7 protein-coding genes and 2 pseudogenes are annotated in these 10651 nt (G+C 68.2%); 4 read left to right on the top strand and 5 right to left on the bottom strand.

Going from position 1 to position 10651, the window contains the following annotated elements:
* Nucleotides 1-6: 6 nt before the first annotated feature.
* From E4J89_RS12095 to E4J89_RS12110, 4 genes and pseudogenes are all read right to left on the bottom strand, one after another.
* A pseudogene (locus E4J89_RS12095) lies at nt 7-1330 on the bottom strand (TIGR00366 family protein).
* Between the two features lie 158 nt (nt 1331-1488).
* Complete coding sequence (locus tag E4J89_RS12100; protein ID WP_136786389.1) at nt 1489-2580, bottom strand: (p)ppGpp synthetase; 1092 nt, start codon at nt 2578-2580, stop codon at nt 1489-1491.
* A 122-nt stretch (nt 2581-2702) separates the two neighbouring features.
* Nucleotides 2703-4073: an aspartate aminotransferase family protein gene (locus tag E4J89_RS12105; protein WP_136786390.1), complete on the bottom strand. Its 1371-nt coding sequence runs from the start codon at nt 4071-4073 to the stop codon at nt 2703-2705.
* 53 nt (nt 4074-4126) lie between these two features.
* Entirely contained in the window at nt 4127-5620 is a 1494-nt protein-coding gene (locus E4J89_RS12110; RefSeq protein WP_136786391.1) for a CoA-acylating methylmalonate-semialdehyde dehydrogenase, read from the bottom strand.
* A gap of 173 nt (nt 5621-5793) precedes the next feature.
* Between E4J89_RS12110 and E4J89_RS12115 the strand changes: the two genes are divergently transcribed.
* Genes E4J89_RS12115 through E4J89_RS12125 form a run of 3 tightly spaced genes read left to right on the top strand, consistent with a single transcriptional unit; the run spans nt 5794 to nt 9563 of the window.
* On the top strand, nt 5794-7461 hold the full coding sequence (locus E4J89_RS12115) for a PucR family transcriptional regulator (RefSeq protein WP_136786414.1): 1668 nt from the start codon (nt 5794-5796) through the stop codon (nt 7459-7461).
* A 48-nt stretch (nt 7462-7509) separates the two neighbouring features.
* Entirely contained in the window at nt 7510-8634 is a 1125-nt protein-coding gene (locus E4J89_RS12120; protein ID WP_136786392.1) for a glutathione S-transferase C-terminal domain-containing protein, read from the top strand.
* Between the two features lie 5 nt (nt 8635-8639).
* On the top strand, nt 8640-9563 hold the full coding sequence (locus E4J89_RS12125; RefSeq protein WP_136786393.1) for a gamma-glutamyl-gamma-aminobutyrate hydrolase family protein: 924 nt from the start codon (nt 8640-8642) through the stop codon (nt 9561-9563).
* Nucleotides 9564-9773: 210 nt separating this feature from the next.
* On the opposite strand, the gene E4J89_RS19410 is transcribed toward E4J89_RS12125, so the two are convergent.
* Nucleotides 9774-9911, bottom strand: coding sequence for a hypothetical protein (locus E4J89_RS19410; RefSeq protein ID WP_169303997.1), 138 nt, complete (start codon nt 9909-9911; stop codon nt 9774-9776).
* A 202-nt stretch (nt 9912-10113) separates the two neighbouring features.
* Between E4J89_RS19410 and E4J89_RS12130 the strand changes: the two are divergent.
* Nucleotides 10114-10651, top strand: a pseudogene (locus E4J89_RS12130) (hypothetical protein); the annotation flags it as partial.

The following is a 10651-nucleotide window of genomic DNA, read 5'->3' on the forward strand; positions in this document are numbered from 1 at the left end:
AGACGGCTAGCCGGCGCCGACGATCAGCATGGTCGCGGCGAAGACCAGGCCCGAGGCGAGCATCGTGACCATGGTGTAGCCGAGGATGTCGCGCATCTTCAGTCCGGCGATGGCCAGCAGCGGCAGTGCCCAGAACGGCTGGATCATGTTGGTCCACTGGTCGCCGTAGGACACGGCCATGATGGCGACGGCGGGGTCCACGTCCAGCCGCGCCGCGGCGTCGAGCATGATGGGGCCCTGGACCGCGAACTGGCCGCCGCCTGACGGGACGAAGAAGTTGACCAGCCCGGCGGAGAGCAGCGCCAGCACGCCGAAGGTCTGCGGGGTGGAAATGTTCACGAAGAAGTCCGACAGCACGGTGATCAGGCCGGTGGCGGTCATGATCCCCATGATCCCGGCATAGAGCGGGAACTGGAGCAGGATGTCGCCCACGTTGGATGCCGCGTGCTTGATCAGCGCGATCAGTTCGAACGGGTTGCGGACCAGCAGGAAAATCAAGGCCAGGAAGGACCAGTTGACGATGTCCAGGGTTAGCGTGCCGCCGCTGCCAAAGTGGATGGCCAAATAAGCCACCAACGCCAGCCCGACGAGCAGGGTCAGGATGCGGCTGGCGTCGAGCCGGTCGGCCGGGGTGACCACGTCGTCGTCGTAGTCCGCCTCGCCGTCGCGGGCATCAATTTCCAGTTCCACGATTTTGTCATCGCCGCGGGGGGGCCACCAAGGACAGTGCCGCACCCACCACAATCACGGTGGCGATGGCGGCCAGGATGTTCCAGAGCGAGAACGTGGTTTCGCTGACCGAGATGGTCCGGCCGATCTGCTCGGCCAGGAAGGAACCCTCCGTGGCGGCGGTCAGCGGCCCGGAACCCGAGTAACCCATGTGCCAGACCACGAAGCCGGAGAAGGCGGCGGCCACCAGCATCGGGAAATGCAGCCGGATGCCCTTGGCCTTTAACTGGGCCGCGACTTCCTTGGCCAGCAAGGCGCCGACCACCAGGCCCAGGCCCCAGGTGATCAGCGACGCCACGGCGGCCACCACGAAGACGAAGACGTAGGCCTGGATCGGGCCGCGCGGCACGCCGCCCAGAAAGGAGAGCAGCCGGCGGACCGGCCTGGTGTTCGCCAACGTGTGGCCCAGCAGCAGGATCAGGGCCATCTGCGTCATGAAGGACAGCAGGCCGGACAACCCGTCGCCCCAGCCTTGCACCACCTCCACCGGGCTTGAGCCGGTGAGGGCCAGGGCCATGATGGCCACCACGACCGTGAGCACGATGGCGAAGACCAGCGCACTCGGGATGAAGCGCTCAACCAGCGAATTGACCGGCCGCATGGCTGCGGACACCGGATTGGATCGCGTCTTCTGGCTTGTAGGGGACATGGCACCTCCTGCTTGGACCCGCAGCTGCCCCGCTGCGGATCATCCAACGTTTCACCACAGCGTAGGGAAGGGCCGTGATGAAACCTAGGTGTCAGGGGCCTGGAGCGGCTCTAGATGCCCAAGCGGTACGTCTCCAGCTGCCGGAACCGGCGCTGCAGCGACTCGCGCCGGTGTTCGTCCTGGCCGGCGGTGAGCTCGATGTGGCGCCGGCCGAAGCGCCAGAGCAGCAGGTCGTCCAGCAGCCGGTCCGGACCGGGGGAGTAGCGGTGCTCCAAGGCCGCGCGGACATCGGTAATGGTTTCCGGATTCAGCAAAGCGGCCAGTTCGGTGGTGGTCTTCAGGCCATGCGCGGCCAACAGCTCCGCGGCCCAGCCCCAATCGTCGTCGGACTTGCGGTCCACGTGCGGCAGCAGGGTCTGCCAGACCTCGCGGACCCGGCGGGGCGTCAGCGGTGCCGCTCCTTCGCCCTCTTCGTCCCAGTAGCCGGTGACGGTCTCGTACCGCTCGTGCAGTTCGGCAAAGGCCGACTCCACCGCCTCCAGCATGGCCGCCGTGGCAGTGAACTGGCGGTCGAAGTAGGGGCTCCAGGCCCGCGGATCGGAGGACTTGAAGCGGATATCGTGCTCCAGTTCGGACCACGCATGCGCCAGGATCGTGCGGATCTGGACTTCGAACAGGTAGCTGCCGGTGGCGCGGGCCGGTTCGCCCAGGGCCTGCTGGTAGGCCTTCACCGTATTGTTCTGCAGCGTGCGCATGATCAGGTGGCGGCTGGAGTAGCCATAGGTGCCCGACTCGATCGAGCCGATGTCCTTCTCCCGGTCGGCTCGGCAGTCGAAGTCGCTGCGTTGGCGCTTGATCAACGCTGCGGCCTGCCGGATCTCATGCGGCAGGCTCACAATCACGCGGACGCCGACCAGATCGTGGATCTCGCGCAAGGGATCCGGGAACTCCAGCGCCGGCTCGCCACCCGGTTCCGTAGGCTGCAGCATCCGCGACGCCTTGTCCCGGAACGAATCAACGCTCTTGGTCCGGGCGGTGACGAACAACGGCGTCAGCTCGGCCGTGCGGAAGATGTCCCGGATGCCGGACTGCAATTGGGACGTCACGGTTGCCAGCGCCGGGCGTACCCGCTCGTACTGAGTGGTGTTGGCCTCCACCTGCGCACGCAGCCGCTCGTCCAGCCGGTCCCAATGAATGCCCATGCGCCTGGCTCTCCTGCGGTAGGTGTGTGTGGCTTTGAACAACCTACCAAGGCTGACGCTGCGGGCTTCCCTCGGCCCGCCCGCAGCGTCAGCTCCCCGCAGCGTCAACCCTCCCCGCAGCGTCAGCCCTCGACGTGCGCGTCCGCCAGCTTCAGCACCTCATCCAGGATGGCCAAACCGGTCCGGGCGTCCTCCGCGCTGGTGTTCAGCGGCGGCACCACGTGGATCCGGTTGAAGTTGGCGAACGGCAGCAGCCCGCGGGACTTGCAGGCCGCAATCAGCTCGTTCATCTCCGGGGTCGAGGAACCGTACGGCGCCAGCGGCTCGCGCGTGGCACGGTTGCGCACCAGCTCTACCGCCCAGAAGGCCCCGACGCCGCGCACCTCGCCCACCGACGGATGTTTCGCCGCCAGCTCCGCGAGCCCGGGACCGAACACCTCGGTACCCAGCGAAGCGGCATGCTCCACCATCTGCTCCTCGCGCATCGCGTTGATCGTGGCCACCGCCGCGGCGCAGGCCAGCGGATGTCCGGAGTAGGTCAGGCCGCCCGGATAGACCCGCTGGGCGAAGGTCTGGAAGATCTCCTCGGAGATCGCCACCCCGCCCAGCGGCACGTAGCCGGAGTTCACGCCCTTGGCGAAGGTCAGCAAGTCCGGAACAACACCGGCATGGTCAATGGCGAACCAACGGCCGGAGCGCCCGAAGCCGGCCATCACTTCATCGGCGATGAACACGATGCCGTATTTGGTGGCCAGCTCGCGGACACCCTGCAGGTAGCCCGGCGGCGGAACCATGATGCCCGCGGTGCCGGGGATGGACTCCAGCACGATCGCGGCAAACCGGTCGGCGCCCTCCAGCTGGATAGTGGTCTCCAGATGCTCCAGCGCACGCTGGCATTCCTGGGCTTCGTCCGCGGCATGGAACTGGCTGCGGTACAGGAACGGCGCGTGGAAGTGGACCGTTCCCGCGTTCCCGTAGTCGTTGGCCACCCGACGCGGGTCGCCGGTGACGTTCACGGCCAGCGCCGTGCCGCCATGGTAGGAACGGTAGGCGGAGAGCACCTTGTAGCGGCCGGTGTGCAGCCGGGCCATCCGTACCGCATGCTCCACGGCTTCGGCGCCGCCGTTCGTGAAGAAGATCCGGTTCAGGTCCCCGGGCGTCAGATCGGCGATCAACCGAGCGGCTTCCGAGCGCGCAGCGTTCACGTGCTGCGGCGCCACCGTGCAGAGCAGTCCGGCCTGCTGCTGGATCGCGGCCACCACCTTGGGATGCTGGTGGCCGATGTTCGTGTTGACCAGCTGCGAGGAGAAGTCCAGCAGCTTGTTGCCTTCTCCGTCCCAGACCCAGGAGCCTTCCGCCCGGGTAATCACCATGGGCGTGATCAGTTCCTGCGCGGACCAGGAATGGAACACGTGCTGGCGGTCCAGCTCGTAGGCGCGGCGGCCGGCTTCCAGTTCCTCGGCGCTCAGCGCGGTGCCGGTGGTGGTGGTCATCTGTCTCTCCTCAAACTACGACGGCGAATGGTCGGGTTGGCAGGGCAGCGGGATCAAATATTCTGAGGGAATCCCAAGTTGATGCCGCCGTGGCTCGGGTCCAGCCAGCGGGTGGTCACCACCTTGCCGCGGGTGAAGAAGTGCACGCCCTCGGAACCGTGTGCATGGCTGTCGCCGAAGAGCGAGTTCTTCCAGCCGCCGAACGAGTAGTACGCCATCGGTACCGGGATTGGGACGTTGATGCCCACCATACCCACCTGCACCTCGTTCTCGAAGCGGCGGGCGGCCCCGCCGTCGTTGGTGAAAATCGCCGTGCCGTTGCCGTACGGGTTGTCGTTGATCAGCGTCAGCCCCTCGTCGTAGCCCGGCACGCGCACCACAGACAAGACCGGTCCGAAAATCTCGTCGGTGTAGATGGACATCTCCGGCGTCACCCGGTCGAACAGCGTCGGTGCCAGGAAGAAGCCATCGCCCTCGGCATCCGGTTCCACCGTGCGCCCGTCCAGCACCAGCTCGGCACCGGCCTCCTCGCCCGCCGCAATGTAGCCGGCCACTTTGTCCCGATGCGCTGCCGTGACCAGCGGGCCCATGTCCGTGCCGCGCATGCCGTCGCCCACGCGCAGCTTCGCGGTGCGCTCGGCGATCTTGGCCACCAGCTCGTCAGCCACCGACTCCACCGCCACCACCGCGGAAATCGCCATGCAGCGCTCGCCGGCAGCGCCGTAGCCGGCATTGACCGCGGCGTCAGCGGCCAGATCCAGGTCCGCGTCCGGCAGCACCAGCATGTGGTTCTTCGCTCCGCCCAGCGCCTGCACCCGCTTGCCCGAGGCGGTGCCGCGCTCGTAGACGTAGCGGGCGATCGGCGTCGACCCGACGAAGGAAACGGACTTGATCTCCGGATGCTCCAGCAACGCGTCCACGGACTCCTTGTCGCCGTGCACCACGTTGAACACGCCGTCCGGCAACCCGGCTTCCTTCCACAGTTCGGCCATCCAGTTGGCCGCCGTCGGATCCTTCTCGCTCGGCTTGAGCACTACCGTGTTGCCGGCGGCGATGGCCACCGGGAAGAACCACATCGGCACCATTGCCGGGAAGTTGAACGGGGAGATGATCACCGCCGGTCCCACCGGTTGCCGCACCGAATGGACGTCCACCTTGGTGGAAGCGTTTTCCGTGTAGCCGCCCTTGAGCAGATGCGGGATGCCGCAGGCGAACTCCACCACTTCCTGCCCGCGGGCCACCTCGCCGAGCGCGTCATCCAGCACCTTGCCGTGCTCGGCCGTGATGATCGCGGCCAGCTCGCCCTTGCGGGCATTCAGCAGCTCGCGGAAAGCGAAAAGGATCTGCACACGGCGCGCCAGCGAGGTGTCCCGCCAGGCCGGAAATGCTGCCGCCGCTGCCTGTACGGCCTGATCGACGACGGCGGCGCTCGCCAGGGCCACGCGGGAGGAGACTTTGCCGGTGGCCGGGTTGGTCACCTCGCCGAGCCGGCTGTCGGGATCAGGGTTGGCGTAGCTCCCGGCGATCCAGTGCTGGATGGTCTGCATGGTGCTCCTTGATGTAGTTCGGTGAAGTTCCGCGTCTGCCCAGTCCGGGCCGTGTGGCGCGTCTGTGTCGAGGCGCGTCGAGGTCGGGTTCTTGGCTTCATCATCTGCCGGTCACGCGCCGCCCACCACTTACACCCTGTCGGAAATGCACGTATTAGCCTTACACTGTGTCAATGCTGACTGTGCGGGACGTCTTGGATCTGGCGGTGGTGCGTGCCGGAGTGCCGGAGGTCCTGGCCGGATCCGGCGCCCTCGAATCGTCGGTCCGTTGGGTGCATGTGGCCGAGCTGAAAAGCCTGGCCGGGCTGTTGGAGGGCGGCGAACTGGTGCTCACTACCGGGCTGGCCTTCGAGGACTCGTCCGCGGAAGCAGCCCGGTACCTCGGCGAGCTGGCGGCGGCAGGTGCCGCCGGCGTCGTCGTCGAAATCACCGCGCAGCGGCCGCAGGCAGAGTCGGCACTGCGCCAGGCCGCAGGCGAAGCCACGCTGCCGGTCATCCTGCTGACCCGCCGCATCCGCTTTGTCGAGGTCACCGAAGTGGTGCACCGGATGCTGGTCGCGGGGCAGTTGGCGCAGCTGGAGCGGTCCAGGCAGGTGCACGAGGTCTTCACCATGCTCAGCCTGGAGAACGCCCCGCCGGAGGAGATTGTGGCCCGCACGGCCGAGCTGATCGGGTCGCCGGTGGTGCTTGAGGACGTGGCGCACCTGGTGCTGGCCTTCGCCGCCGCCGGTGTGCCTGCGTCGGAACTGCTCAACGGGTGGGCCGAACGATCCCGGCTGGTGCACTACCGCGAGGAGACGGCCCGGGCCGGGGACGCGGGCTGGCTGCAGGCGCCCGTCGGGCTGCGCGGCCAGCGCTGGGGCCGCCTGGTAGTGCCGGCGGGTGGTCCGGCGGGTGGTCCAGCGGGTGGTCAGGCGGGTGGTCAGGCGGGTGGTCATGCGGGTGTCGACGGCGACGACGTCATGGTCCTGGAGCGGGCCGGCCAGGCATTGACCATCAACCGGATGGCGGAACGGGACCAGCGCGAACTCGGCCATCAGGCGCGCGCCGGCTTGCTGCACGAACTTCGCCGGCCCGGAGCATTGGAGGAATCCGAAGCCCTGGCCCGTGCGGCCGCCCTGGGCCTGTCGGCGGCGCCCGTGTACCTGCCGGTGGTGTTCCGGCTGGATCGGCGGCCTGGTGAAGAACCGATTGAAGTCCAGCGGCGCGAGCGGGCGCTGCTGGATCTGCTGCACAGCGTACTGGCGGCCGCCCGGGTGCCGGCCCTGGCTGCCAGCCTGCAGGCCGGCGTGCTGGGCGTGCTGCTGGCCGTGCCCGCCCGGCAGTTGGAAGACCCGGTGCTGGAACGGTTGTGCGGGCAGCTGGCCGAGCAGGCCAGCGTCGACTGGGCGGTTGGCGTCGGCCGCGGCCGGCCGGACCTGCTGGCTGCCGCCGCCGGACTGGACGAAGCCGCGCACGTGGCCGAATCTGCGGCAGGGCTCGGCTCCGCGGCGGGGCTCGGCTCCGCGGCAGGGCCCGGTGGCGGCCGGAGGTTCTACCGGTCGGCCGATGTCCGGCTGCGCGGTCTGCTCTCCATGCTGCGCGACGATCCGCGGGCGGCCGCCTTCGCGGAGGCTGAGCTTGCCCCCATCAGCCAGGACTCGGGCGCCCTTGACCTGCTCCAGCGCTTCGTTGAATCCGGAGGAAACAAGGCCCGACTGGCGCGCCATGGCTACGTTAGCCGCCCCACGCTGTACGCCAAGCTGGCGCGGCTGCAGGAGCAGTTGGGGGTCCGGCTCGACGACGCCGAGTCGCGGACCTCGCTGCACGTTGCGCTGCTGCTGCACAAACTGCGCGGCTGAAGGACGCTTCCCATCCCGCCGAAGCCAACCCGCAGATATGGTGGAAGCATGAGCCACACCAGCGATACGGCACAATTCAGCACCAAAGGCGCCTACGTCCACAGCGGCGAAGAATTCGACCGGGACACCAGCTACATCGAGGACCGGATCGTCGCCGACCCCGACGCCGTCCGTACATCCGACGGCCCGACCGGCGGCACCATCGGCAACCCGAACGGCGGGCTGGGCGACGGCGCCAAAGCCTGGCCTGTCGAAGCCGGCCGCTACCGCTTGGTTGCTGCCCGCGCCTGCCCCTGGGCCAACCGCGCCATCATCGTGCGCCGACTGCTCGGACTCGAAGACGCCATCTCGCTGGGCCTGCCCGGTCCCACCCACGACGCCCGCTCCTGGACCTTCGACCTGGACCCCGACGGCCGGGATCCCGTGCTTGGTACCGAGCGCCTGCAGGAGAATTACTTCAAGCGCTTCCCTGGCTACCCGCGCGGCATCACCGTGCCAGCCATGGTCGAGGAGGCGAGCGGCGCCGTCGTCACCAATGACTACCCGCAGATGACCCTGGACTTCTCCACTGAGTGGAAGGAATTCCACCGCGACGGCGCCCCGGACCTGCTCCCGGCCGACAAACTCGAGGAGATGCAGCCGGTCATCAAGCGGATCTACACCGAGGTCAACAACGGGGTCTACCGCTGCGGCTTCGCCGGTTCGCAGGAAGCCTACAACGCCGCCTATGACAGGCTCTGGGCCGCGATGGACTGGCTCGAGGAGCGCCTCACCAGCCAGCGCTACCTGATGGGCGACACCATCACCGAAGCAGACGTCCGCCTTTTCACCACGCTGGCCCGCTTCGACGCCGTCTACCACGGGCACTTCAAGTGCAACCGGAACAAGCTGAGCGAGATGCCCGCGCTGTGGGGCTACGCCCGCGACCTGTTCCAGACTCCGGGCTTCGGCGACACCACCGACTTCGTGCAGATCAAGCGGCACTATTACATCGTGCACGAGGACATCAATCCCACCGGGATCGTCCCGCAAGGCCCGGACCTCTCCGGCTGGCTGACCGAGCACGGCCGCGAAGCACTCGGCGGCAGCCCGTTCGGCGAAGGCACCGCGCCGGGCCCCGTGCGCGAAGCCGAACGCGTCACCCCCGGCCACAATCCGCTCTACCCCGCCTGACCGCCGTGTCCCGCTCGGTTGATGACGACGGCGGCGGCCGGCACTTGGCTGGCGGCAGTGACCGCCAGGTGGCCAACGGCGGCACTGCCCATCCCTTCGCCAACGGCGGCGCTGCCAGCGCGGCGGCCAACGGTGGCGCTGCCAGCGCGGCGGCCGGCGGTGGCGGTGCCCGCGCGGCGGCCGGCGACGGTGCCCGCCCGCGGATCGCCGTCAGCTACGTGCGGGGAGCGCCGTCGCATCCGGCGTGGTTCTCGAAGAGACTGGCAAATTTGGCCCACCGGGCGGCCGACGGCCTGCGCGCCGCAGGGGCGGAACCCGTCGTCCTGGACTCGGCCTCCGGCCACGTCTTCAGCGCCCTGGATTACGACGGCGTGGTCGTCCTCGGCGGCGGCGACGTGGACCCAGCCCGCTACGGCGGGGATACCGATGAACCCACCGTCCACTGCGTTGACACCGGAGCCGATGAGACCGAGATCGACCTCGTCAACGGGGCCATCGAAAACGGCCGGCCCGTACTCGGAATTTGCCGCGGACTCCAGCTCATCAACGTTGCCTTCGCCGGCTCGTTGTTCGAAGACCTCGGCGCAGATTCCATCCACAAGATCCATCAGCCCCAGCCGCCGATGGCCAGTCATCCGGTGCAGATCGCACCCGATAGCCTGCTGGGCGCAGCGCTTGGCACGGCAACGGTCACCGTCCAGTCTGGCCACCATCAGGCGGTCCGGCGGCTCGGTGACCGGCTGCGCGTCGTGGCAACCGCGGCTGACGGCGTGGTTGAAGCGGTGGAGCTGGCCCGCCCTGATGAAGGCTGGCTGCTCGCCGTGCAGCGGCATCCCGAAGAACCCGGCTCACCCGACGGCCAACTCCACGCCTTGCTGGAACCCTTCGTCGAAGCCTGCCGCCAGGCACCTGTAGACGTAGCCGGATAGGGTAATCCGTCCGCGCAACGAATCGCGGAGCCTTAGGCGAACCGTCGGGCACGGTTGCGGATCTCGGCCGCATAGCTGCGGCCGTTGAGCGAATCGGGGACCGTGGCGGATCCTTGAGCGAACATTGAGCACCGTGGCTGATCGCCGAGCCCTATATCGCTTTCAACGTCAGGCGGTTGCCGCTGCGGGTTCGACTTCAGCCCCGCACCGTCAGATGCCGCGCCCCTGGACGCCATGCTCATGGACGTCTGCGGCCAGGCCTGCATCGGTCGGTATATCGGTGCACATCAGAACCAGCCGGTCGGCGGAACCAGCCTCGGTCGGCACCTGCGCGGCCTTCCCCGTCATGGCAAATCCCTAACAGGCCAGCGCACAACTTGCTCCGGCCGATAGTGTCCGACCCGACTTATAGGCTGTTTTCAGTAGCAGTTCAGCACCAAACGTTGGCCACCGGTAGGGATTTTCCGGGTGGCGTCTGCGGGCTTTGTTCCGTGACCGTTCGTAGTCGATGCCGTGCCCTTGATGCGCGCTGAAGATTGAGACGCTGAAGATGTTTGATCCGCCAGTACCTGAACCGCCTGGCGCGGCGCAGGCCTCCGCACGATCCGACGCTGTCTCCTCCGATGGCGCCCCTGCTGGTGCGGTGTCTGCTGGCGCGGCACCTGCGGCCGCATCATCGGTCAGCGGAGCTTCGCCGGCGTCAACCCCGGCCGGCGTTGCCCCTCCGGCGGAAGCCACGGCTGTTGGCGGCAGGGTTCCGGCGGTTGGGCTGCCCGCGGGCAACGGGTCCGCGGTGTGGTTGCCGCCGGTGGATCTGGGGGCGTCTGCTGCGGAGTTGGTGGACCAGATCACCGCGCGGGAGAACGCGAAGGACGCGATCGCCGCGGAGCAGGCCCAGCTCATCGTCGCCCTGGAGCAGCAGATGCTGGCCGAGCGGGCCGCCAAGGGCGTGCCCGCCGCGCGGCGGGGTGAAGGGATCGCCAAGCAGGTCGGGTTGGCGCGCCGGGAGTCCCCGAACTGCGGCGCTTTGCTGCTGGGCCGGGCCAGGGTCCTGGTCACCGAGATGCCGCACACGCTCAAAGCGCTCG

Origin of the sequence: Arthrobacter sp. CAU 1506 (genome assembly GCF_005047635.1) — a bacterium.
Classification (GTDB): Bacteria; Actinomycetota; Actinomycetes; order Actinomycetales; family Micrococcaceae; genus Crystallibacter.